Source organism: Pseudomonas sp. SWRI22 (assembly GCF_014268395.2).
GTDB lineage: Bacteria > Pseudomonadota > Gammaproteobacteria > Pseudomonadales > Pseudomonadaceae > Aquipseudomonas > Aquipseudomonas paracarnis.
In genome coordinates this window covers 309,110-332,310 of the sequence record NZ_JABWQK020000002.1, presented here as the reverse complement: position 1 = coordinate 332,310, position 23,201 = coordinate 309,110, and the positions used below count along the sequence as shown (strand labels likewise).

27 protein-coding genes are annotated in these 23,201 nt (G+C 60.7%); 14 read left to right on the top strand and 13 right to left on the bottom strand.

Going from position 1 to position 23,201, the window contains the following annotated elements; all coding sequences use genetic code 11:
* Positions 1–36: 36 nt before the first annotated feature.
* Positions 37–744 carry a CTP synthase gene (locus HU730_RS18845; protein WP_186527838.1) on the top strand — a complete coding sequence of 236 codons (708 nt, stop codon included), beginning with the start codon at positions 37–39 and terminating at the stop codon, positions 742–744.
* Positions 741–1,061 carry an antibiotic biosynthesis monooxygenase gene (locus tag HU730_RS18840; RefSeq protein WP_054918277.1) on the top strand — a complete coding sequence of 107 codons (321 nt, stop codon included), beginning with the start codon at positions 741–743 and terminating at the stop codon, positions 1,059–1,061. Before HU730_RS18845 ends, HU730_RS18840 begins: the two co-directional genes overlap by 4 nt.
* Before the next feature lie 132 nt (positions 1,062–1,193).
* Here HU730_RS18840 and HU730_RS18835 read toward each other — a convergent pair whose 3' ends face one another.
* Complete coding sequence (locus HU730_RS18835; protein ID WP_014719621.1) at positions 1,194–1,517, bottom strand: DUF2025 family protein; 324 nt, start codon at positions 1,515–1,517, stop codon at positions 1,194–1,196.
* A gap of 232 nt (positions 1,518–1,749) precedes the next feature.
* On the opposite strand from HU730_RS18835, the gene HU730_RS18830 reads away from it, so the two are divergent.
* From HU730_RS18830 to HU730_RS18820, 3 genes are all read left to right on the top strand, one after another.
* Positions 1,750–2,877: a glycerophosphodiester phosphodiesterase family protein gene (locus HU730_RS18830; RefSeq protein ID WP_186527832.1), complete on the top strand. Its 1,128-nt coding sequence runs from the start codon at positions 1,750–1,752 to the stop codon at positions 2,875–2,877.
* A gap of 94 nt (positions 2,878–2,971) precedes the next feature.
* Positions 2,972–3,277: a PepSY domain-containing protein gene (locus tag HU730_RS18825; RefSeq protein WP_034128489.1), complete on the top strand. Its 306-nt coding sequence runs from the start codon at positions 2,972–2,974 to the stop codon at positions 3,275–3,277.
* Positions 3,278–3,422: 145 nt separating this feature from the next.
* Positions 3,423–4,442, top strand: a complete 1,020-nt coding sequence (locus HU730_RS18820; RefSeq protein WP_186527831.1) for a transporter — start codon at positions 3,423–3,425, stop codon at positions 4,440–4,442.
* Between the two features lie 117 nt (positions 4,443–4,559).
* On the opposite strand, the gene HU730_RS18815 is transcribed toward HU730_RS18820, so the two are convergent.
* Genes HU730_RS18815 through HU730_RS18805 form a run of 3 tightly spaced genes read right to left on the bottom strand, consistent with a single transcriptional unit; the run spans position 4,560 to position 7,224 of the window.
* On the bottom strand, positions 4,560–5,534 hold the full coding sequence (locus HU730_RS18815) for a biotin-dependent carboxyltransferase family protein (RefSeq protein ID WP_127880944.1): 975 nt from the start codon (positions 5,532–5,534) through the stop codon (positions 4,560–4,562).
* Complete coding sequence (locus HU730_RS18810) at positions 5,531–6,409, bottom strand: allophanate hydrolase subunit 1 (RefSeq protein WP_186527830.1); 879 nt, start codon at positions 6,407–6,409, stop codon at positions 5,531–5,533. Before HU730_RS18810 ends, HU730_RS18815 begins: the two co-directional genes overlap by 4 nt.
* Before the next feature lie 56 nt (positions 6,410–6,465).
* Positions 6,466–7,224 (bottom strand): 5-oxoprolinase subunit PxpA, encoded by a 759-nt coding sequence (locus HU730_RS18805; protein ID WP_054896725.1) that lies wholly within the window; start codon positions 7,222–7,224, stop codon positions 6,466–6,468.
* A 249-nt stretch (positions 7,225–7,473) separates the two neighbouring features.
* On the opposite strand from HU730_RS18805, the gene HU730_RS18800 reads away from it, so the two are divergent.
* Entirely contained in the window at positions 7,474–8,391 is a 918-nt protein-coding gene (locus tag HU730_RS18800) for a LysR family transcriptional regulator (protein WP_014719628.1), read from the top strand.
* Here HU730_RS18800 and HU730_RS18795 read toward each other — a convergent pair.
* Positions 8,388–9,284: a LysR family transcriptional regulator gene (locus HU730_RS18795; protein ID WP_096144838.1), complete on the bottom strand. Its 897-nt coding sequence runs from the start codon at positions 9,282–9,284 to the stop codon at positions 8,388–8,390. The two genes, HU730_RS18800 and HU730_RS18795, sit on opposite strands and share 4 nt — an antisense overlap.
* Positions 9,285–9,390: 106 nt before the next feature.
* Here HU730_RS18795 and HU730_RS18790 point away from each other — a divergent pair, with 106 nt between their 5' ends.
* Positions 9,391–10,149: an SDR family oxidoreductase gene (locus HU730_RS18790; protein ID WP_054896722.1), complete on the top strand. Its 759-nt coding sequence runs from the start codon at positions 9,391–9,393 to the stop codon at positions 10,147–10,149.
* An 11-nt stretch (positions 10,150–10,160) separates the two neighbouring features.
* Here HU730_RS18790 and HU730_RS18785 read toward each other — a convergent pair whose 3' ends face one another.
* On the bottom strand, positions 10,161–10,598 hold the full coding sequence (locus HU730_RS18785; RefSeq protein WP_054896721.1) for a multidrug/biocide efflux PACE transporter: 438 nt from the start codon (positions 10,596–10,598) through the stop codon (positions 10,161–10,163).
* A gap of 88 nt (positions 10,599–10,686) precedes the next feature.
* Between HU730_RS18785 and HU730_RS18780 the strand changes: the two genes are divergently transcribed.
* Positions 10,687–11,541, top strand: a complete 855-nt coding sequence (locus HU730_RS18780; RefSeq protein ID WP_034128498.1) for a LysR family transcriptional regulator — start codon at positions 10,687–10,689, stop codon at positions 11,539–11,541.
* Between the two features lie 112 nt (positions 11,542–11,653).
* On the opposite strand, the gene HU730_RS18775 is transcribed toward HU730_RS18780, so the two are convergent.
* Genes HU730_RS18775 through HU730_RS18760 form a run of 4 tightly spaced genes read right to left on the bottom strand, consistent with a single transcriptional unit; the run spans position 11,654 to position 14,190 of the window.
* Positions 11,654–12,877 (bottom strand): RNA polymerase sigma factor, encoded by a 1,224-nt coding sequence (locus HU730_RS18775; protein WP_034128499.1) that lies wholly within the window; start codon positions 12,875–12,877, stop codon positions 11,654–11,656.
* Complete coding sequence (locus HU730_RS18770; protein WP_034128500.1) at positions 12,874–13,350, bottom strand: SRPBCC family protein; 477 nt, start codon at positions 13,348–13,350, stop codon at positions 12,874–12,876. Before HU730_RS18770 ends, HU730_RS18775 begins: the two co-directional genes overlap by 4 nt.
* Before the next feature lie 24 nt (positions 13,351–13,374).
* Positions 13,375–13,728 carry a YciI family protein gene (locus tag HU730_RS18765; protein WP_034128501.1) on the bottom strand — a complete coding sequence of 118 codons (354 nt, stop codon included), beginning with the start codon at positions 13,726–13,728 and terminating at the stop codon, positions 13,375–13,377.
* A gap of 42 nt (positions 13,729–13,770) precedes the next feature.
* Positions 13,771–14,190 (bottom strand): nuclear transport factor 2 family protein, encoded by a 420-nt coding sequence (locus HU730_RS18760; RefSeq protein ID WP_054918266.1) that lies wholly within the window; start codon positions 14,188–14,190, stop codon positions 13,771–13,773.
* Positions 14,191–14,335: 145 nt separating this feature from the next.
* Here HU730_RS18760 and HU730_RS18755 point away from each other — a divergent pair, with 145 nt between their 5' ends.
* Positions 14,336–14,827: a GNAT family N-acetyltransferase gene (locus HU730_RS18755; protein ID WP_106118365.1), complete on the top strand. Its 492-nt coding sequence runs from the start codon at positions 14,336–14,338 to the stop codon at positions 14,825–14,827.
* Between the two features lie 66 nt (positions 14,828–14,893).
* Here the strand turns inward: HU730_RS18755 and HU730_RS18750 are convergent, their stop codons facing one another.
* Positions 14,894–15,376 carry a GyrI-like domain-containing protein gene (locus tag HU730_RS18750; RefSeq protein WP_186527829.1) on the bottom strand — a complete coding sequence of 161 codons (483 nt, stop codon included), beginning with the start codon at positions 15,374–15,376 and terminating at the stop codon, positions 14,894–14,896.
* Between the two features lie 195 nt (positions 15,377–15,571).
* Between HU730_RS18750 and alaC the strand changes: the two genes are divergently transcribed.
* Positions 15,572–16,783 (top strand): alanine transaminase, encoded by a 1,212-nt coding sequence (gene alaC / locus HU730_RS18745; RefSeq protein ID WP_032895593.1) that lies wholly within the window; start codon positions 15,572–15,574, stop codon positions 16,781–16,783.
* A 135-nt stretch (positions 16,784–16,918) separates the two neighbouring features.
* On the opposite strand, the gene HU730_RS18740 is transcribed toward alaC, so the two are convergent.
* Both HU730_RS18740 and HU730_RS18735 read right to left on the bottom strand, forming a co-directional pair.
* Positions 16,919–18,271 (bottom strand): GntP family permease, encoded by a 1,353-nt coding sequence (locus HU730_RS18740; RefSeq protein ID WP_014719640.1) that lies wholly within the window; start codon positions 18,269–18,271, stop codon positions 16,919–16,921.
* Positions 18,272–18,355: 84 nt separating this feature from the next.
* Complete coding sequence (locus HU730_RS18735; protein WP_034128504.1) at positions 18,356–18,889, bottom strand: gluconokinase; 534 nt, start codon at positions 18,887–18,889, stop codon at positions 18,356–18,358.
* A 225-nt stretch (positions 18,890–19,114) separates the two neighbouring features.
* Here HU730_RS18735 and HU730_RS18730 point away from each other — a divergent pair, with 225 nt between their 5' ends.
* The 4 genes from HU730_RS18730 (at position 19,115) to HU730_RS18715 (ending at position 23,117) form a co-directional block, all read left to right on the top strand.
* A complete protein-coding gene (locus HU730_RS18730) occupies positions 19,115–20,146 on the top strand; it encodes a LacI family DNA-binding transcriptional regulator (protein ID WP_161793224.1) in 1,032 nt (343 codons plus the stop codon).
* Positions 20,147–20,395: 249 nt separating this feature from the next.
* Complete coding sequence (locus tag HU730_RS18725) at positions 20,396–21,028, top strand: glutathione S-transferase (RefSeq protein WP_034128505.1); 633 nt, start codon at positions 20,396–20,398, stop codon at positions 21,026–21,028.
* A gap of 88 nt (positions 21,029–21,116) precedes the next feature.
* Complete coding sequence (locus HU730_RS18720) at positions 21,117–22,523, top strand: MFS transporter (protein WP_186527828.1); 1,407 nt, start codon at positions 21,117–21,119, stop codon at positions 22,521–22,523.
* 132 nt (positions 22,524–22,655) lie between these two features.
* On the top strand, positions 22,656–23,117 hold the full coding sequence (locus HU730_RS18715; RefSeq protein ID WP_096144832.1) for a hypothetical protein: 462 nt from the start codon (positions 22,656–22,658) through the stop codon (positions 23,115–23,117).
* The last annotated feature ends 84 nt before the right edge of the window (positions 23,118–23,201 follow it).

Sequence of the window (23,201 nt, the reverse complement as noted above, 5' to 3'; positions counted from 1 at the left end):
TGGGTATCACCCCACCACAAGTCATGGACGTACATGATGCCAACCCCCGCGCTGCACCTTGCCCTGATCGGTGATTACAACCCCGATGTGACCGCCCACCAGGCCATTCCCATGGCCCTGCAACAGGCCGCCGACGTTCTGGGCCTGAACGTCCAAGTGCAATGGCTGGCCACCGACACCCTCACCTCCACTTCTGCCTTGAGCGACTTCGACGGTTTCTGGTGCGTGCCCGGCAGCCCCTATCGCGATGTCGACGGCGCCTTACGGGCGATACGTTTTGCCCGCGAACAAGGTCGCCCTTTCCTCGGTACCTGCGGCGGTTTTCAACATGCCGTGCTGGAATATGCCCGCCATGTGCTCGGCTGGGCCGATGCCCAGCACGGCGAATTAATGCCGGATGCTGAACGCGCTGTCATCACGCCGCTGAACTGCTCCCTGGTGGAGGTGAGCGACACCGTACGCCTGGCCCCGTACACGCGCATTGCCCAGGCCTACGGCCGCCTGGACATCCACGAGGGTTACCGTTGCCGCTACGGCATCAACCCCGCCTTTGCCGACGCCCTGCTGGACGCCAACCTGATTCCCACCGGCCACGATTCGGCGGGCGATCTGCGCGCGGTGGAACTGCTCGACCACCCGTTCTTCGTCGCCACCCTGTTCCAGCCCGAACGCGCCGCACTCAAGGGCATCACTTCGCCGCTGGCGATTGCGCTGCTCAAGGCCTGCCAGGAGGTATCGGTATGATCGCCAAGACACCCGCCCCACCTTATTACGCGGTGATTTTCAGCTCGCTGCGCACCGGCGCCGACCTGGGTTATGGCGAGGCCGCCACACGCATGCTGGAACTGGCCAGGCAACAACCGGGGTTCCTGGGGGTGGAATCGGCGCGGGAGGATGGACTGGGGATCACCGTGTCCTACTGGGCCAGTGAGGCGGCGATACTGGCCTGGAAACAGCAGGCCGAGCATCGGCAGGTGCGCGAGCAAGGGCGGGCCACTTGGTATGAGGCGTTTCACACACGGGTATGCAAGGTAGAGCGGGCCTACACCTTCTCCACTTGAATCACCGAACCCGGTGGGAGCTGGCTTGCCTGCGATGCAGACACCTCGGTGATGCAGTGAAACCGCATTGATACTATCGCAGGCAAGCCAGCTCCCACATTTGCTCGTCATCGTTAGCAAAATCGCGGACGCTCAGCTCACCAAACTACGCAACGCGCTGATCTGCGGGATCTCTACCCGACGCATATACACCCGCAGCGGCTCGGTGATGTTGATGCGCTCGTCGATATTCTGGTCGAGCAACAACTGCAGGCGCGCTCGGCACAGGGTCATGGTGTGGTCGGCGGCCGGCAGCCAGACGAACTCGGCCGTGGGGATGATGCCGTCATCGGCCACGTCCATGCCGAATGAGTCTTCGCTGAAACGTACGATGTACTGGCCGGTCTTGCGGTTGAGGCCGACAAATCCCTGGAGTTGGTCGGCGGCCTGGCAGATAAGCTCTGAAGTGATGCGCATGGTAAACCTCACTGAAAAGTCCCACAGGGACTGGAAAGATGGTTTACACGCGTGGCAGAAAATACCGCCCTCTGACGGGGCAGCTACCCGTAAGAATACTGCAACGCCCTGCAAAAAAGTCGACAAAATTGGCCGGTGCGCACGTTAATGTCGGTTTGGTGATAGCGCCGTTCGCAATCAATTGTTAAAAAGGACACCTTCTCAAAGTTACCTCCACGAAAGGACTTCGCATATGCCTGTCACGTTTTCCAAAAGCGCCTTGCTGCTGGCGTTGATGCTCGGCCTTGGCCACGCACAGGCTGCCGAACCGGTCAGCCCGGCCGAATTGGCGACAAACGAAGGCATCCCCTATCCTGCCGTGATCGCTCACCGTGGCGCATCCTACGACGCACCTGAATCCACCGCCGCTGCCTACAAGGTTGCACGCGACCTGGGTGCCGACTACCTGGAACTGGACTTGCAACGCAGCAAGGACGGCGTACTGTTCGCCCTGCACGACAACAACCTGCAGCGCACCACCGACGTAGCCACCAAGTTCCCCGAGCGCAAAGACGCGCCGGCTAACGAGTTCACCTGGAAAGAACTGCAAACCCTCGACGCCGGCAGCTGGTTCAACGCCGCTTACCCGGACCGCGCGCGCCCTGGCTTCGTTGGCCTGAAAATCCTGAGCCTGGACGACATCATCAAGATCGCCGAAGGCAACCCCTCGCACAAACCCGGCCTGTACATCGAGACCAAGGAGCCCAAGCAGTTCCCCGGTATCGAAGCCGACCTGAAAAACAAGCTGCTCGACAAAGGCTGGCTGAGCTCCGCCGGTTCCAAGCTAGGCAAGAGCAATACCGGTGTCGGCCAAGGCAAGGGCCGCGTGGTGCTGCAAACCTTCGAAACCGCCAGCCTCAAAGAGCTGCAGAAGGAAATGCCCAACACCCCGAAAATCCTGCTGTTGTGGGTAGGTGAAGGCAGCATCGAGCCCAAATCCAAAGTGACCTTCGCCGAGTCTGGCGAAGCCACCAAAGCCGCCTACTACGCCAAGCAAGAGCCTAAAGACGCCGCCGAATTCGAAAAGTGGGTCGATGAGGCCAAAAGCCTCGGCGCCATCGGCACCGGCCCGTCGGCTGAGCTGACCGACCACGGCGACCAGAGCTACACCGACCTGGTGAAGCCGGAAATGAACAAGCTGACCCACGACAAGGGCCTGCTGGTGCATGTGTATACCGTGGATGAGCCGGTGGACTTCGAGAAGGTCATGAAGGCCGGCGTCGATGGTATCTTTACCAACCGCGCCGCCGAGCTGTTGAAGTTCTACAAGCGCTGGCCGTCGTCCAGCGTGCAGGACCTGCTCAACGACCATAAGTACTAAAAGCGTTGGTGTCAGTGAGCCATTAAGGATGAGTTAAGTTGCGCTGGTTAATCTGGCGCCACTTAAACAGCTCAACCTAAGAAGGACATACACCATGAAAACCTTGACCGCCCTGTTCGCCGCTACTGCCCTGACCTTGACCGCCGGCCTGGCCCAGGCTGATGTTCGTCCAGACCAGATTCCCAGCCTGCTCAAGACCGGTGAAGTGATGGCGTTCGAAAAGCTCAACGCCGCCGCCGTCGCCCAACATGCCGGCGCTACCATCAACGATACCGAGTTGGATCACGAAGCTGGCAAGCTGGTCTACGAAGTGGACCTGACCGACACCACCGGCAAGAAATGGGATGTGAAGCTCGACGCCAAAACCGGTGCCGTGCTGGAAAACAAGCAAGACACCTGAGTTGAACCTTGAAAAAACGCGCCACCTTCGGGTGGCGCGTTTTTTTATGCGCGCCTCAAACCGTCACATAACCGTCATACCACCTTGCAATGATTCGCTCAGGAACCTGTGAAACGTCCTACAGGCGCTTTCTCTGCGAGTCGCCATGAACCACAGCATCGACCACGGCCATCAAGATTCCGATCTGTTTGGCCTGCTTTACGGTTTTCGTTTTCGCCCCGGCGAGAAAGGCCAACAAATTGATTCCGCCACCGCCCTCGCCACCTTACAGCAACCGCCAGACCCGGACGAATTCCTGTGGCTGCACCTGAACCTGGCGCACGCCGCCTGCGAGCGCTGGATGCAGGCGCATCTGTCATTGCCAGAAGAGTTTTTTGAAGCCTTGCATGAAGGCTCACGCTCCACGCGCATCGAGCATGTGGACTCGGCCTTATTGGCCGTGGTCAACGATGTGGTGTTCAACTTCAGCAGCATGGTGTCGTCGGATATTTCCACGCTGTGGGTGTGCGCGCGCAGCCACTTGCTGGTGAGCGCACGCCTGCAGCCGTTGCACTCGGTGGATAAATTGCGCTCGTCGGTGAAGGCCGGCGAACACTTTCGCTCCCCCTTGGAGCTGTTGGTGCACCTGCTGCGCGACCAGGGCGAAGTGCTGACGCAGATCGTGCGCAAGACCAGCATCAGCGTTGACCAAATCGAGGATCAGCTGTTGTCTTCGCGCCTGTCCACCAACCGTGCCGAACTGGGCGCCGCCCGCCGCGTGCTGGTGCGCCTGCAACGCCTGCTGGCTTTGGAGCCGGGCTCGCTGCTACGCCTGCTCAATCGCCCGCCGCAATGGCTGCAAAAGGAAGACGTGAAGGAATTGCGCAAATCCACCGAGGAGTTTGCGCTGATCATCAACGACCTGACCGCCCTGGGCGAACGCATCAAACTGTTGCAGGAAGAGATTGCCGCCAACCTCAATGAACAGAGCAACCGCACATTGTTTACCCTCACGGTGGTGACGGTGCTGGCGCTGCCGATCAACATCATTGCCGGTTTTTTTGGCATGAATGTGGGTGGGGTGCCCCTGTCCCAAGACCCGGAAGGCTTCTGGATACTGGTGGCCTTGGTCGCAACCTTCACCCTGATCGCTGGGCGGTGGGCATTCCGCAAATTCTCAAATTGAAATAAGCCCAAAGGTGGGAACTGGCTTGCCTGCGATTGCGGTGTATCAGCCAAGACAATGCAAGCAGACCCACCGCTATCGCAGGCAAGCCAGCCTCCACAGGGGTTAAGCGTATGTTCAGTGATTGAAGAGTCCCGTCATCGCTCTGAGCCGCTTCTTGTACAACCGCCGCGCCTCCAAAGCCTCCTCCAGACTCACCGCCACAAACCCCGCTCGCTGGTTGGGCTGCATTTGCCCGATCAAGTCCAGGTCGGCGCTGATCACCGTGCCAATCATCGCGTAGCCACCGCCCGACACCGCATCGCGGTGCAGCACAATCGGCTCCAGCCCCGCCGGTACTTGAATCGAGCCAATCGGGTAGCAACTGTCCACGATGTTGGAAGGATCGGAGCCGGCGCCAAACGGCTGTTCCCGCGGCTGGAAGCTCAACGCGCTGCCGCCCTTGAAGCGATAGCCAATGCGATCGGCCTCGGAGCCGACCGTCCACGGCTCGGCAAAAAAGCTGCTTTTGGCCTCCAAGCTCAAGCGTTCGTAATACAGCCCCGGCACCACCCGCAACGTCACATCGCCGCCGACCGAACGCCGCAACGCCATCGGCAAGCTGTTGCCCGCACGCCCGGTACCGCTGGCGCTACCGATCGGCAATTGATCGCCCTCCTGCAAGCGTCGGCCATTAAACCCGCCGAGGGCGCCGAGGGTGTAGGTGGAGCGGCTGCCGAGCACCAACGGCACGTCGATACCGCCAGCGACGGCGAGGTAGGTGCGTGCGCCGGCGTTGGGAAACTCGAACCGCAGCACCTGCCCGGCGCGTACGGCAAAGGCGGTGTCCTGGTGCACCACTTCACCGTCCAGGCGCGGCGACATCAAGGCACCGCTCAGGGCCACCAGCGCGTCCTGCTGGAACTCCAGCGCCGGCCCGATCAGCGTGCATTCCAGGCCCGCCGCGCCCACGGGATTGCCCACCAGGTGGTTGGCCGCACTCAACGCGTATTGGTCCAGCGCCCCCGATGGTGGGATGCCTAAATGGTAATAACCTTCGCGGCCCAGGTCCTGCACGGAGGTGGCGAGGCCGGGTTTGAGGACCTTGATCATGCCAGCACCTCCTGCAGGGTTTTCGGATAGCCGATGGGGTCGGCGAGAAAGGCATCCAGGGAAAACTCCACCGGGCGAATGCGCAAGTCGAAACGCCCGGCGTCCACCTCGGCGACCGCCAGGTCATATGCCTCGCGGTCCACCGGCTTGAACTGCACGATATCGCCAGGGCGGAAGAACACCATGTGCTCCTTGAGGTACGCCAACTGCTGCGCCGGGTCGTAGATCGGTGCCGGGGTAACGCCGAACATCTGATAACCGCCCGCCCCTCGCACTGAGTAGATACAGCCAAAGCAACCGCCATGGCCCAGGGTCAGTTTCGGTGTGTCGGTGCGTGGCCGCAGGTATTTGGGCACCTGCAATTGCCGCTCGCGTTCGACCATCTGGAACATGAACGGCAAGCCCGCGACAAAGCCGACCATCGACACAAACCACGGCGCGCCACTGTGGGCGGCGATGAATGCGTCCACGTCGGCCAGGCCATTGATGCGTGCCGCGTATTCCAGGTCTGTGCCGCTGGGGTCTTGGTGGCGGTCACGAAAACGCATCAGGGTTTCGTGGGTCCAGGGGTCGTTATAGAGCACCGGGATTTCGATGATGCGCGTGCGCAAGGTGCGTTCGGCCACGGCCTGGGTTTCGGCGCTTTGCACGGCGTCGAGCAGCGCGTGAGGGGCGATGCGGTCAGGGTCGAAGCGAATCTGGAACGATGCGTTGGCCAGGCACACATCCAGTACGCCTTCCAGTGCCAGGCGCTCCACGGCGCGGGTCACCGCCATGCCCTTGAAAAAAGCCTCCAGGGACATGCTGTCGCTGACCTCGGCAAATAGGTGTTCATCACCGCCGAAGCTGTAGCGGATGGGGGACGTTTCAGCCATGTCTGTTCCTCTTGGAATCATTGTAGAAAGGCAGGCAAAAAAGTAAGGGTTGGATCTTATCGGGGTGTTCTGACGTCGATACCCGCCTGGTCCAAGGCTTCACGGGTAGCCTCCACCAGATCCAGGGCGCCAGGGGTGTCGCTGTGCAGGCAGATGGAATCGAATTCGATCGCCAGGTCTTCGCCTTCGACGGTACGTACCAGGCCGGCCTGACACGCACGCAAGACCCGGGCGGCCACTGTGGCTGGGGCCAGCGCCCGCACATTGCGGGTAAACACGATGGAGCCGCTCAGGTCGTATTCACGGTCGGCATAGAACTCGCGCACCACCGGCTGCCCCAGTTCCTTGGCGATGCGCCAGATCACTGAGTTGGGCATGCAGTACAGCATCAGCGTGGGCTCAATGATTTGCAGGTTCTGCACCAACAGCCGGGCGGCCTCTTCATCACGGGCCAGGTGCATGTAAAGCGCGCCGTGAGGCTTGATATGTTGCAGGGTCACGCCTTGGGCACGAGCCATTTCACGCAGGGCACCGAGCTGGTAGAGCATGTCGTCCACCAGTTCCTGGGCCGGTGCGTTGATATGCCGGCGACCGAAACCCACCAGGTCACGAAAGCCTGGGTGCGCGCCGATGGCCACACCCAGTTGCTTGGCGCGCTCGACGGTGCGGCGCATGGTGCCCGGATCGCCAGCGTGAAAGCCGGTGGCGATATTGGCCGAGCTGATATAGCCCATCAGCTCTGCGTCAACGCCGTCGCCGATGGTCCAGGGGCCAAAGCTTTCGCCCATGTCTGAATTGAAATCCACTGCCTGCATCAGGGTCGCTCCGCCAAAGATGATGCCCGCAAAGTAGGCCGGGGCTTGACCCCTTGGGAAGATCTATTATCAGATGGCCCATCTTCTGAAAATCAGATAGCTTTTTATCCTCGACCCCAGATCGTTCCCACGCTCTGCGTGGGAATGCAGCCATGGACGCTTTGCGTCCGCACTTGAGACCGTGACGCCGAGCGTCACAAGAGGTATTCCCACGCAGAGCATGGGAACGATCAATAAGCAGAGTGCGATATGTCTTTAACCTTGCGCCAGGTTCGCTACTTCGTCGCCACCGCCGAGATCGGCCAGATATCCCAGGCGGCGATTCACTTGAATATTTCCCAATCGGCGGTGACCACGGCGATCAAGGAGCTGGAAGCCATGCTCGGCGTGCAGTTGTTCGTGCGCTCGGCCCAAGGCATGAACCTCACAGACGCCGGGCGGCATTTTCTCAACCGTGCCTATGTGATTGTGCGCAGCGTGGAGGACGCCCTCAACAGCCCGTTGCCGGACTACCGCGCCAGCGGCGTGCTGCGGGTGGCGGCCAGTTACACCGTGCTGGGTTATTTCCTTCCGCACCATTTACAGCGCATGGAGCATTGGCATCCGGACGTAACCATCGAGGTGTTCGAACAGGAGCGCCAGGCCATCGAACAGGGCCTGCTCGACGGCCAGTTCGACATGGCCGTGGTGCTGACCGCCAACCTTACCCACGCGGATATCGTCTCGGAAATTCTGTTCAACTCCGAGCGCCGCTTGTGGCTGCCCAGCCATCACCCATTGTGCGAACGCGGTGCCGTGAGCCTGGCCGACGTGGCCCAAGAACCCTACATTTTGCTCACCGTCGATGAAGCCGAACACAGTGCCATGCGCTACTGGGAACAGGCCGGGCAAACGCCCAAGGTGCGGCTGCGCACCAGCTCAGTGGAGGCGGTGCGCAGCATGGTAGCCAACGGCAGCGGCGTGGCGATCCTGTCAGACTTGGTGCACCGGCCCTGGTCCCTGGAAGGCAAACGCATCGAAACCCTGACCGTGACCGACCCGGTCACACCCATGAGCGTCGGCCTGGCCTGGCACCGCGAGCGCGCGTTTACCCCAGCGATGCAAGCGTTCCGGGATTACTTCCACGACGCGTTTCTGGCGCCCCAGCAGTTGTCGGCACGCCGTTAAAGATGAGCTTGCAGGGTGGCGGTCAACCAGTCCATGAACACCCGCACTCGCAACGGCAGATGCCGCTGGCCGGCGTACAGCAACGACACATCCAAGGGCGGCGCTTGGTAGTCGGGCAGCACCGCCACCAACTCGCCGCTGGCCAATAAGTCGCGTATCCCGAGCTGCGGCACCTGGGTGATGCCAAACCCGCCCAGGCACGCCGATTGATAGGCGTCGGTGCTGTTGACCGTCACCCGGCCTGCCATCGGCAGCCGCTGCACCTTGTTGCCCACCATGTATTCGAACCCGGCCGAGCGTGCGCCCAGCGGCCGCACGTAATGCACCAACTGGTGATGCGCCAGGTCTGCCAGGGTTTCGGGCACGCCATACCGTTGCAGGTATGCCGCGCTCGCGCAGTTGACCATCGGCATGCTGCACACCCGCCGCGCTACCACGGTTTGATCGGGCTGGGCGCCGACGCGCACCACGCAATCAAAACCTTCGGCGATCAGGTCCACCTGGCGGTCCGAACCGCTGATCTCCATGTCGATCAGAGGATGGCGCGCCATGAACGTGGGCAAGTTCGGCAAGATCAAGCCCCGCGCCATGACGTTGGGCATGTCCACCCGTATGCGCCCGGCCAATTGGGTTTCGTCTTGACGGAACAAACCTTCCAGCTCTTCCATATGCGCCAGCAGATCCTTGCTGCGCTCATACAACACACGACCATCCTGGGTCGCCTGCACCTTGCGCGTGGTGCGTTGCAACAGCCGTGCGCCGAGCAACTCCTCCAACGCCTGCACATGCTCGGAGACCGTAGAGCGCGGCAAGCCCAGACTTTGACCGGCCTGGGTAAAGCTCGACAACTCAGTAACGCGTACGAAGGTGCGCAGCAACTCAAGCTTGTTCATTAGATTGTTCGCCTTATCCGGCCAGTGATTCCGATATCAGCCTGTTTATCACGTTATGGCCGGACAAATACACTCAGTCCCACTCACCCCATTCGAGGACTGCACCATGACCCGTAAAATCGCACTCATCACTGGCGCCAGCCGTGGCTTGGGCAAAAGCGCCGCCCTGCACCTGGCTGCGCAAGGCATCGACATCATCGGCACTTACCACAGCGCAGCGGCTGAAGCCCAAGCCGTGGTTGCCCAGGTAGAGGCCTTGGGCGGTCGCGCCGCCATGCTGCAGCTGGACGTCAGCCAGAGCGCAACCTTCGATGCATTCGTTGGGCAGATCGGCACCCTGCTCAAGGATGTGTTCGCCCAGGAACATTTCAACTTCCTGATCAACAACGCCGGGGTTGGCACCTACGCAAGCTTTGCCGAAACCACCGAAGCCCAGTTCGACCAGTTGGTGGCGATCCATGTGAAGGCACCGTTTTTCCTCACGCAAAAACTGCTGCCGCTGATCAGCGATGGCGGGCGCATTATCAATGTCTCCAGCGGCCTGGCGCGCTTCAGCCTGCCGGGTTATGCCGCTTACGCGTCCATGAAAGGCGCGGTGGAAGTCTTGTCGCGCTACCAGGCTAAAGAGCTGGGCCCAAGGGGTATTACCGTGAACACCCTGGCACCGGGCGCGATTGCCACTGACTTCGGCGGCGGCGCGGTGCGCGATAACACCGATGTGAATGCGATGGTTGCCAATAACACCGCCCTGGGCCGCGCTGGCTTGCCGGACGATATTGGCGGGGCGATTTCGACCTTGCTGGCCGATGGCAGTCATTGGATCACCGGCCAGCGGATCGAGGCGTCGGGGGGGATGTTCCTATAAGCGACGCACGCCTACGGGGTAACTGGGGTTTTACCGGCGAATTTCTCGCGCAACACGTCATAACCCCAGTGGTACACATAGGTGTACGGCAGGAAGAACAACAGCACGCCAATGTCGAGGATGAAGGCCTCCAGCAGGCTGATCTTCATCAAGGCGGCAATCAACGGCACTGCCAAGAGAATCAGGCCGCCTTCAAACAACAGCGCGTGCAGCACACGGGTCCAACCACCGTTGGCCAGTTGCAGGCGGGTTTTAAGGCGGTCGAACAGGCTGTTAAACACCACGTTCCAGCTCAGTGCCAACAGGCTGATGCCCAGGGTCACTGCGCCCATTTCCAGCGCCGGCCGGCCGGTGATCCACACCAACAGCGGCGTGCAAATCAATAAGGCCAGCCCTTCGAAACCAAGGGCTTGAAACACGCGTTCAGTAAAGGATTTGGTAGGGGTCATGACCCGGCTCCGTGAGTGACGATGGTTGCCATGATCAGGCTTTGTATCGATACTTCATAACCAATAACCATCGATCAAGGCGATAGTCATGGCCTCCCATGAAGTGCTTCAGGCGTTTGTCCAGGCTGCCACCCAAGGCTCGTTTTCCGCGGCGGCGCGCAAGCTGGGCAAAAGCCAGTCCACCGTGAGCGCGGCAGTGGCCAGCCTTGAGATTGACCTGAACGTGGTGCTGTTTGACCGCAGCAGCCGCAAGCCGACCCTCACGCCGGCGGGGCAAGTGTTGCTGCAAAGGGCTGAGCAAGTGCTGGAAGCCAGTAGCCGCCTGGAGCTGGCAGCCAGTCAGTTATCGCAAGGCCTGGAGCCGAAGTTGAGTCTCGCCATGTCCGATACTTACCAATCCGATCGATTCGAGGTCGCCCTCACGGCCTTCGAGCAACGCTACCCGGACCTTGAGCTGGAATGCCTGATCGCGGAATGCGAAGACTTGATCGCACTGGTGCAAAGTGGCCGGGCGCAGATCGCGTTTATCGAGAAACAAGAAGCCTACCCGCCGGACCTTTCCTTCTCCACGGTGGAGGAGCGCACGGAGATCGCGCTGTTTGTCTCGCCTGGACACCCATTGGCGACCCTGGACAAGGTTCACCCGCACACCTTGCAACAACACCGGGAGTTGCGTTTGGCGAGCATCATCAGCCCCAATGAAAACCGCGGCACGCAGCGAGTATGGTCGGCGCCGAGTTACCTGATGCTGATGGAGATGGCACAGCTGGGGTTTGGCTGGGCACCGATTCCACGCTGGCTGGTGGAGCGCTTTGGCGGCAACCAGTTGGTTGAACTCAAGGTGCGCAGTTGGCCGCGTTCGGTGGCGGTGGATGCGCTGTGGTCCCGGCACCAGCCGCCGGGGCCTGCGGGGAGCTGGTTGCTGGGCAAGATGCTTGAATGAGCCTGTAGGAGCGAGCTTGCTCGCGAAGAACGTCAACGATAACGCGTGCTTCCTGAAGAAACGCGGCGTCTGTGAGTTTTTCGCGAGCAAGCTCGCTCCTACATTTGGATCGTCACTGCCTGGAGGAATTGAGTTCGGCGAGACGTCGCGTGATGAAGCGTTTTTCTGGCGCCTGTTGCGTCAGCGACAACGCTTTTTCGTACGCGCTGCGGGCTTCGTCAAACCGCCCCAACTGCCGGCAAAACTCCCCACGCGCCGAATGCGCCAAGTGGTAGTCCTGCAACTCACCGCGCTGCAAAAGGTTGTCTACCAGCACCAACCCCGCCAACGGCCCCTGCTCCATCGCCACCGCTACCGCACGGTTCAACTCGATCACCGGCGACGGCACAGACCTGAGCAATACATCGTAGAGCCCGACAATCTGCCGCCAATCGGTTTCCCCTGCGCTGGGCGCCTCGGCGTGCACGGCGGCAATCGCAGCCTGCAAGCAATACGGCCCGAAGCGTGGCGTCATCAGCGCCTGCTCCACCAATGCGCAGCCTTCAGCGATCAAGGCCCTGTCCCAAAGCGTACGATCCTGAGCGTCCAACAGCACCAGTTCGCCGCTGGCAGAAGTGCGGGCAGGCCGACGCGACTCGTGCAGCAACATTAACGCCAGCAAGCCCATGACTTCCGGCTCGGGCAGCAACTCCAGCAGCAAACGCCCCAGGCGAATGGCCTCCAAGGTCAGGTCCTCACGGGTGAGGTCGGCACCCGCTGACGCCGAATAGCCCTCGTTGAACACCAGGTAAATCACCCGCAGCACACTGTCCAATCGTTCGGGCAATTCGGCGCGGGACGGCACTTGATACGGAATTTTCGCCTCACGGATCTTGCCCTTGGCGCGCACGATGCGTTGGGCAATGGTGGTGGGCGTGGCAAGAAAAGCGTGAGCGATGGCCTCGGTGCTCAGGTCGCAGATCTCGCGCAAGGTCAGCGCAACCTGGGCATCGGCTGCCAACGCTGGGTGGCAGCAAGTGAACATCAGGCGCAGGCGGTCGTCTTCCACGTCTTCATCACTCCAAGGCGCGGCCTCCAACGCCTCGGCCTGCTCTTCCAATAACGGCGTAAAACGCGACTGCCGACGCAGGCGGTCGATGGCTTTGAAGCGACCGGTGGACACCAGCCACGCCCGTGGATTATCCGGCACGCCATCCTCGGGCCAGCGCTGCAGGGCGACGAAAAATGCTTCGTGCAGCGCCTCCTCGGCCAAGTCGAAATCACCCAGCACACGAATCAACGTCGCGAGCACGCGGCGTGATTCGCGGCGGTAAATAGCGTCGATCTGCTGGGTCAATCGACCATGTCCTCGGTCACCAACTTCACCAGGCGGTCCAGGCTCTGGCCCCAGCCGTCATGAAAGCCCATGGCTTCGTGGGCCTGCTTGTCCTCGGCACTCCAGTGCATGGCGCGGGCGGTATAGAGGGTCTTTTCGCCGACCTCCTCAAAGGTGACTTCGGCGCTCATGAACGGCTTGCCCGAAGGCACCCAACCCGGCATAAACGCGTCGGTAAACACCAGGCGGTTGGGCGCATCGATTTCCAGAAAAACGCCCTGGGTCGGGAACTCGCTGCCATCGGGCGCACGCATCAAGGTGCGGAACAAGCCGCCGACCCACAGGTTCATCTCGCATTCAGGGGTGGTCATGCCGTGGGGGCCCCACCATTGTTGCAGCAGGGTTGGCTCAGTCCAGGCGCGAAACACCCGGCGGCGCGGCGCATCGATCAAGCGGCTGATGGACAGCTCAAATTGGGCGGGTTGAGTGTTCACGGGAAACCTCCTCACGTCTTTTGATTATTGTGTTGAGAGATTCAATTGGCGCACGGGGCGCACTTCCACACTGCCGACCCGGGCCGCCGGAATGCCGCCAGCCACCTGGAGCGCTTCATTGAGGTCCTTGGCGTCGATCAGGTAGAACCCGGCGAGCTGCTCCTTGGTTTCGGCAAACGGCCCGTCGGTAATCGACAGCTTACCGTTGCGCATGCGCACGGTGGTGGCGGTGGTCACCGACTCCAGCGGCTCAGCGGCCAGCATGCGCCCGCTGGCCTGGACGGCCTCGGCGTAGGCCAGACATTCCGAGTCGTGGGGGCTGTCAGGCGAGGTGTGCAACACCTGTTCATCGCTGTAGATCAGGCACAGGTATTTCATGGCGTTCTCCGTTTTCGGACTACTGACTATAGTTCGCGGTGCTCAAGGTTTCAGGTCGAACAACGCCGTGCCGCTTTGCATATCAAACGGCGCCGACCAGTGCTCGTGCACCACCTTCCATTGGCCATCGATGCGCTGGTAGCCGGCGGTGACACGCATCCAGCAAGCCTTCACCTCACCGTCCGGCCCGGCACCGCCGCAGTGGGCCAGCCAGTGGGCGAATGCGCTGTCTGGCGCTTCGACGACATGCAGTTCATGAAACTCGAAGATGCCGGGGCCGGGGCAGTGCTCCATGCACGCCTCCCAATGCGCGCGATAGGCCGCCTTGCCTTTGAATTGCAGAGCGGTTACAGCGTCGAACGAGACGATATCGTCGGCGTAAAAGCTGACAATCTGGTCGATATCGCGACTGACGACGGCGTGTTTCCATTGCTCTATCAGGCTCTTGATTGCAGTGCTCATGGCGATGACTCCTTGGGGTGGAAAATCACGGAAGACACCCTTAGTCGAATGGCCCCGAGGGAAATCGACATCCCCCTGAAAAATAATTTCCCGTGGCTCAAACCCGATAAACTGCCACTTCTCTTGCAGCCGTTCGGATAGTCCCATGCCAACCCGCCTCGTTGCTTACGAGGCGCTGAACGCTGTGCAACAACAGCAAGTCGGCGCCATCGAAGTTCACCCTGAGCAACTGCCGTTTTGCGGTGATATGTATTGCGCCCTCAATACCCTGCTCGCCAACCCGAGCCCTGGGGTCAAGGGCTTTGCGCTGTTGGTCGACGACCTTCCTGTGGCGTTCCTGCTGCTCAAGCGACCACCGTGCCTGCCTCATTGGGCCGATGAACACAGCGCCACACTCCACGCGCTACAGGTAGACCGGCATCAACAGGGGTGTGGATACGGCAAGATGTGTTTGCAGGCGTTGCCCGCCGTGGCGCGCGAGGCCTGGCCGCAGATCAAGGGGTTGGAGTTGTCGGTGGATGCCCACAACCTGGCGGCAATGGGGTTGTATCTGGGGGCGGGATGGGTGGATCGCGGTGAGGCGTACAAGGGTCGCGTAGGGTATGAGCGCCGGTTGAGTTTCAGGTTTAATCCATAGCGGCAATGTCACGTAAACATGACTTTTAAGCGTGCATGTCGTGTTTACGTGACATCGGGTGCAGTGTCAGCCCCGCTCCCCGATCGGCAGCCAGATTTCCACCGTCCCCGTGCCCTTCCTGGCATCGAAGTCCGCGCTATAGCGCTCGAAATCCGCGCCCATGACCTTGTAGCCCGAGTGCGGCAGCCATTCGAACATGATGCGCTCGTAGGTTTGCTCAAGCGCCTGCACCGGCCCGTAGTGGGGGAACACGGCATAGTTGAGTGGCGGAATTTCGATCACCTCGAAATTGCTCGGCACGTCCTTCTTGGCCGGGACTTCAACACCTGCCAGGTAATCGAATTCGCCGTGATGCGGGTTATGGCACACCCCGTAGGTCACACCGCCGACGCGCTTCTTGATGTCCTTGATACAGGTATCGAACAACTCCCACAGCCGTGGGATATCGCCAACGGTGGCCTTCGAATATCGCCCTTGTACCCCGGCGATCACCAGGGCCTTACCGGCTTCCAGGCGTGAATCCAACGGCTTTTTTGTCTGCTGATCCATACGAACAGTCTCCTTCTTATGAGGGAACAAACCCGCATCGAGTATAGGGGCATATCCGCGTTGTACTCCATGTAGAAAAATTTCCTACGCATCTGGACAACTGGCCATCATCGCCCGTATTGTCTGCCCCGCAGGCCACCGCAGTGGCCGACGTCGCTCGGACGGTTCCGGGCGCTTACGTACCTCGAGGCAACAATGGCAGACCAAGGTTCGCCGCGCCGCTTTGCGCGCATAGATCGACTCCCCCCGTATGTTTTCAATATCACTGCCGAGCTGAAGATGGCTGCGCGTCGGCGCGGCGAAGACATCATCGACTTGAGCATGGGTAATCCTGACGGCGCCACGCCTCCTCATATCGTGGAGAAAATGGTCACCGTCGCCCAGCGTGAAGACACCCACGGCTACTCCACCTCCAAAGGCATTCCGCGCTTGCGCCGGGCGATTTCGCGTTGGTACAAGGACCGTTACGCGGTGGATATCGACCCGGAGTCCGAAGCTATCGTGACCATCGGTTCCAAGGAAGGCCTGGCGCACTTGATGCTGGCCACCCTGGACCAGGGCGATACCGTGCTGGTGCCCAACCCCAGCTACCCGATTCATATCTACGGCGCAGTGATTGCCGGCGCCCAGGTACGTTCGGTGCCGCTGATACCGGGCGTGGATTTCTTCGCAGAGCTGGAGCGCGCGATTCGCGGCTCGATCCCCAAGCCGAAGATGATGATCCTCGGCTTCCCGTCCAACCCGACCGCGCAGTGCGTGGAGCTGGACTTCTTCGAACGGGTGATCGCCCTGGCCAAGCAGTACGACGTGCTGGTGGTGCACGACCTGGCCTACGCCGACATCGTCTACGACGGCTGGAAAGCCCCCTCGATCATGCAAGTGCCCGGCGCCAAGGACATTGCGGTGGAGTTTTTCACCCTGTCCAAGAGCTACAACATGGCCGGCTGGCGCATCGGCTTCATGGTGGGCAACCCTGAACTGGTCAACGCCCTGGCACGCATCAAGAGCTACCACGACTACGGCACCTTCACCCCGCTGCAAGTGGCGGCGATTGCGGCGCTGGAAGGCGACCAACAGTGCGTGAAGGACATCGCCGAGCAGTACCGCCAGCGTCGCAATGTGCTGGTCAAGGGCCTGCATGAACTGGGCTGGATGGTGGAGAATCCGAAGGCGTCGATGTACGTCTGGGCCAAGATTCCCGAGCAGTACGCGGCCATGGGCTCGCTGGAGTTTGCCAAGAAACTGCTATTGGAAGCGAAGGTGTGTGTGTCGCCGGGGATCGGCTTTGGTGAGTATGGCGACGATCATGTGCGCTTTGCGCTGATCGAAAACCAGGACCGGATTCGCCAGGCCGTGCGGGGGATTCGTGGGATGTTCAGGGCGGATGGGTTGGTCAGCAAGGCCTGACCTGATCCACCTGAAGAAACCCAATCAATGTGGGAGCTGGCTTGCCTGCGATGGCAGTGTTGGATTCACTACCGCTATCGCAGGCAAGCCAGCTCCCACATTTGATCAGTTCCCACTCTTACTTTGGGGTGTGGCTTACACCACCAACGACAGCAACATGATGAAGATCAGCGCCACGATCGACAGAATGGTCTCCATCGCCGTCCAGGTCTTGAACGTCTCGGCCACGGTCATGTTGAAGTACTGCTTGACCAGCCAGAACCCCGCATCGTTGACGTGAGACAGGATCAACGAACCCGCGCCCGTCGCCAGTACCAGCAACTCGCGGTTGACGCCAGGGATCATCCCCACCACTGGCACCACAATGCCCGCGCCGGTAATGGTCGCGACCGTCGCTGAACCGGTGGCAATCCGAATCACCGCCGCCACCAGCCACGCCAGCAGGATCGGGTTGATCTGCGCGTTCACCGCCATATGGCCGATCACGTCGCCCACGCCGCTGGTCACCAGCATCTGCTTGAAGCCACCACCGGCACCGATGATCAGGATGATCGCGGCGGTTGGCGCAAGGCTGGCGTCGAGCAGCTTGAGGATCTGCTTGGAGTGGATGCCCTGACGATGGCCAAAGGTGTACAGCGATAACAGCAAAGCCAGCAACAGTGCGGTGATCGGGTGGCCGATCATGTCCATCCAGTTGCGTACCACGTTGCCTTCGGCGAACGCGATGTCGGCAAAGGTTTTGAGCAGCATCAGGAACACCGGCAGCAGCACGGTGACCAGGGTGATGCTGAAGCTTGGCAGCGACTTGTTATCGGTTTCGCGGGCCAGTTGGTCCACCAGTTCCTGGGACGGGTTGCCCGGGATGTACTTGGCGATGAACGTACCGAAGATCGGGCCGGCGATGATGGCGGTCGGCAGTGCGACGATCAGGCCGTACAGGATGGTCTTGCCGATATCGGCACCGAACACGCCGATGGCCAGCAGCGGGCCCGGGTGCGGTGGCACCAGGCCGTGCACCGCCGAGAGGCCAGCGAGCAGCGGGATACCGATCTTGATCAGCGACACGCCGGTACGCCGGGCGACGATAAACACCAGCGGGATCAGCAACACAAAGCCGATCTCGAAGAACAGCGGGATGCCCACCAGGAACGCGGCGAACATCATGGCCCACTGGACCTTCTCTTTGCCGAAGGCGCGGATCAGGGTCTGGGCGATCTGATCGGCACCGCCGGACTCGGCCATCATCTTGCCGAGCATCGTGCCCAGCGCGAGGATGATGCCGACAAAACCGAGCACCCCGCCGAAACCGTCCTGGAACGCCTTGATGATCTTGTCCACGGGCATGCCCGAGGTCAGGCCGAGGAAACCGGCCGCGATGATCAGTGCAATGAACGGGTGCACCTTGAACTTGGTGATCAGTACGATCAACCCGATGATAGTGACTACTGCATCTAGCAGCAGGTAAGACTCGTGGGACATGCCAAACATGGGGGGTCTCTCCTGTTTGTTGTTGTTATTAAAGCGGGTGTTGAACTTCCTGCCGGGGATAGCGCTATCTTTTCCGGCAAAAAATTAATGAGTAGGTTCAAAGCCGTGCTTGCGCCACCAGGTATGGGTCTGCGCGGCCAGTTCCTCGACGCTGTCTTCACTCGCGTTCAAGGCCAGGGTCAGCGGCTCGCCCTTGGGCGATTCAAGGGTGGCGAACTGGCTGTCGATCAGACTTGCCGGCATGAAATGGCCGGGGCGGTGAGACACGCGGTCGGCGGCGACTTCACGGGTCAGCTCCAGGAAGACAAAGCCCAGGCCCGGCGCAGCTTCGCGCAGGTGGTCACGGTATTTTTTCTTCAGGGCCGAACAGGTCAGTACAGGATGCTCGCCCGCTTTCAACGCACGACGCAGTTCATCGCACAGGATGTCGAGCCAGCCGGCGCGGTCGTCGTCGTTGAGGGGGTGGCCGGCGCTCATCTTTTCGATGTTCGCGGCAGGGTGAAAGCTGTCGCCTTCAATGGCAGTGGCGCCGTTCAGGGCGCACAGGGCTTGGCTGACGCTGGACTTGCCACAGCCGGAAACACCCATGATGACCAGGGCGGTAACAGGTTGACTCATGAAACACCTCAGGACGCAGATAGCGCTACCTTTGCATAGCGTAAGGCTAGTGCAAAAACAGGCTTTTCCCGCGCCGACTTGTCATTTTTATGGAGTGACGCGTGCATCCGTTCCAACAGATTGACTTCAAGAGCTGGACAGGATCAGGCAACCCTTTATCCAAGAATTTGCAGCCCTTTGGAGACAGCGCTACCTTAGTGCCTCGATTTTTGTTTGGCAAGCCGCCTGATGACCTCCAAGAACGATAAAAATACCCGCACGACGGGCCGCCCTACCCTCAATGAAGTTGCGCGCCTGGCCGGCGTCAGCCCGATCACGGCCTCCCGTGCCCTGCGCGGTATCAGTACCGTGGCCACCGAACTGGTGGAAAAAGTGCAACAGGCCGCCGCCGAACTGAGCTACGTGGTCAACCCCGCCGCCCGGGCACTGGCCTCGGCGCAGAGCCATTCGGTGGTGGTGCTGGTGCCGTCACTGTCCAACCTGCTGTTTATCGAAACCCTCGAAGCTATCCATCAGGTACTGCGGCCCAAGGGCTTTGAAGTACTGATCGGCAACTCCCATTATTCGCGTGATGAAGAAGAAGACCTGCTGCGCAACTACATGGCCTACCAGCCACGGGGTTTGTTGCTGACCGGTTTTGACCGCACCGAAAGCGCGCGACGAATGGTCGAGGCCAGCAATGTGCCCTGTGTGTACATGATGGATCTGGACCCCAATGCCGGGGTGAACTGTGTGGGCTTCTCGCAACTGGCCGCCGGCGAGACCGCGGCGGCGCACTTGCTGTCCCGGGGGCGCAAGCGCCTGGCCTATATCGGCGCACAACTGGACCAACGCACCTTGCTGCGTGGCGAAGGCTTTCGCCGCGCCTTGCAACAGGCCGGCATGTACGATCCGGCGCTGGAGCTGCTGACGCCACGCCCGTCCTCCGTGGGCCTGGGAGGCGAACTGTTTTTGCAACTGCTGGCCGCCCACCCGGATGTGGACGCGATCTTCTTCGGCAACGACGACCTGGCCCAGGGCGCCCTGCTCGAAGCCCTGCGCCATGGCATCAAGGTGCCTGAACGTGTGGCGGTGCTGGGCTTCAACGACCTACCTGCCTCGTCATTCATGGTGCCGCGCCTGAGCAGCATCAGCACGCCGCGGGAAGCCATCGGGCGTCGGGCAGCAGAGCATCTGCTGACGATCATGGCGGGCAACAAGGTGGCCAAGCCAGTGGTGGATATGGGGTTTGAGTTGCAGGTGCGCGAGAGCACCTGAGCGTCGAGCCGAACGCAATCAATGTGAGAGCTGGCCATGTAGTGTCCACAGAATCAGCGCCTGGCACAGATCCCCTGTGGGAGCGGGCTTGCTCGCGAAGGCGGTGGGTCAGTCAACGCATCTTCAACTGAACCAACGCTTTCGCAGGCAAGCCAGCTCCCACATTTTCGGCCGTGCCCGCTTCACACCCTCGCCGCCGTGCCCGGCCCCTGCTAGATTGGTCACTCTCTTAGATGCCAGGGAAGCACCATGGGCCATTCACTGAAAATCTTGGGTCGTACCTCTTCAATCAACGTGCGAAAAGTACTGTGGACCTGCCAGGAGTTGGGCATCGACTACGTGCGCGAAGACTGGGGCATCGGTTTCAAGCCTACCCAATCCCCCGATTTCCTCGCCTTGAACCCCAACGCCCAGGTGCCAGTGCTGATCGACGACCATGGCGTGCTGTGGGAGTCCAATACCATCTGCCGCTACCTTGTCGGCCTCTACCAGCGCCATGACTTGCTACCCGTTGAGCCTGCCTTGCGTGCACGGGTCGAACAGTGGATGGACTGGCAAGCCACCGAACTCAACCCTTCGTGGGGCTATGCGTTCCACGCACTGGTGCGTCAAAACCCGGACTATCAGGACCCGCAACGCATCCAGGCGGGTGTGCAGGCCTGGAATGACAAGATGGCCTTGCTAGAACAACAGTTGACCAAGACCGGCGCCTACGTCGCCGGCGAAGAGTTCACCCTCGCTGACATCTTGATAGGCCTTTCGGTACATCGGTGGCAGATGACACCCATGGAGCGGCCACCCTACCCCGCCATCGCGGCGTATTACCAACGCCTCAGCCAGCACGCCGGCTTCAAGACGTTCGCGCTCGACGGCCACAATTAGAGAAGCAGTTGCGCACGTTAAGCTCCAAGCCCAATAGCGGTTTGGCTTAAAGCTCGAAGCTTCCAACTCGCCCAACTGAAGGTTATTCATGCCCACACTCGCCGCCTGCGTCTCAGACCCCACCCGCGCCGCCCACATCAGCGCCCGCATCGACCGCCTGCCCGCCGTCGCCACTATTTGGCGCCTGGTGGCGTTGCTCTCCATCGGCGGTTTTTTCGAGCTGTATGACCTGTTCCAAACCGCCTATATCAGCCCTGGCCTGATCAGCGACGGAATTTTTCATACCGGCAGCGAAGGCGTGTTTGGCTTCTCGGACCAGGCCGCTTTCGCCTCGGCCACATTCCTCGGCCTGTTCCTCGGCGCCAGCCTGCTCAGCCCCATCGCCGACCGCTTCGGGCGACGCGCGATTTTCACCTTTGCGTTGGTCTGGTACACCGTGGCCACGGTGTTGATGGGCATCCAGACCTCGGCCGTGGGCATCATCTGCATGCGCTTTCTGGTGGGCATTGGCCTTGGCATCGAACTGGTGACCATCGACGCCTACCTCTCGGAACTGGTGCCCAAACGTATGCGCAGTTCGGCGTTTGCCTTTGCGTTTTTTATCCAGTTTCTGTCGGTGCCGGCCGTGGCGTTGATGTCGTGGTGGTTGGTGCCACAGGCGCCGTTCGGTATCGCGGGCTGGCGCTGGGTGGTGCTCTCAAGTGCGGTGTTTGCGTTGTTTATCTGGCAACTGCGCAAGCGCCTGCCGGAATCACCGCGCTGGCTTGCACAAAAGGGACGCTTTGAAGAGGCCGACACGATCCTGAACAACCTGGAGGCACGCTGCCGAAAAGACCAAGGCAAGCCGCTGGACGAACCGGAACCCGAAGCGATCAGCGTGCAGGGCAATGGCCGTTTCGCCGACATCTGGCAGCCACCCTACCGTCGCCGCGCCTTGATGCTGATCGTGTTCCATGTGTTCCAGGCCATCGGCTTCTTCGGCTTTGGCAACTGGCTGCCGGCCTTGCTCTCGGGCCAGGGTGTCAGCGTGACCCACAGCCTGCTCTACGCCTTCATCATCACCCTCGCCTACCCGCTGGGCCCGCTGTTGTTCGTCAAGGTGGCCAACCGCTTCGAGAACAAATGGCAAATCGTCGGCTCGGCCATGGGTGCAGTGATCTTCGGCAGCCTGTTTGCCCTGCAAACCACAGCGTTAGGGCTGATTTTCTGCGGGGTGATGATCACCTTCTGCAATGCCTGGCTGAGCTTCAGTTATCACTCGTACCAGAGCGAATTGTTCCCCACCAATATCCGTGCGCGAGCGGTCGGGTTCTGCTATTCGTTCAGCCGTTTATCCACGGTGTTCAGCAGCCTGTTGATCGGTTTTATCCTTGAGCACCTGGGCACGCCGGGCGTGTTGGCGTTTATTGCCAGCAGCATGTTGATCGTGATGATTACCATCAGTTGGTTTGGGCCGCGCACGCGCAACCTGGCCCTGGAGAACATCGCTCACTGACGGCAACGGTTGGCCGCACAAGGAGAAGGCTTGCCGCGTCGACGACGCCAGCCCCAGTAAACACTGGGGTCTGGCAACCGGCACAGTATTTGCTCCAGCTGTCGCACCGTCTGTTTTCATAGGTGAACGATCATGCTGGTTAACAACACTCAAGCGGCGTCGAACGTGCAACAGATCACGCGACCCGACATGGACCCCGCCAACGCCGCCGCCAGTGCGCTGTACAGCGGCGCCCTGCAGGCTGCGCAACACAGCGTGACAGTGCCCGCCGCGCAGAGGGAATTGGACAAGGCCAGCGATCGCATCGACGAAGCCTTCGCCAAGACCCGCGTGCAGTTACAGGCCACAACTAATGGGGCACGTACCGAGTTCACCGAATACATGAGCAAGACCCCAGCCGAACGTATTCGTGAACAGTTACTCAAGGAACAAGGGCTGACCGAAGAACAAGTGCAGGCGATGCCCCAGGACAAACAAGACGCCATCGCCAAACAAGTGGCCGAGCGCTTGAAAGAGCAGCAACAGCAGCAGGTGGCGGCGAAGGCTACTGCTTCGCCAGCCCAGACAATGAAAGAGACCCTGGCTGCGATCTGAACCTGTGGGAGCTGGCTTGCCTGCGATAGCATCACCTCCGCTCATCTGATACACCGAGGTGTCTGTATCGCAGGCAAGCCAGCT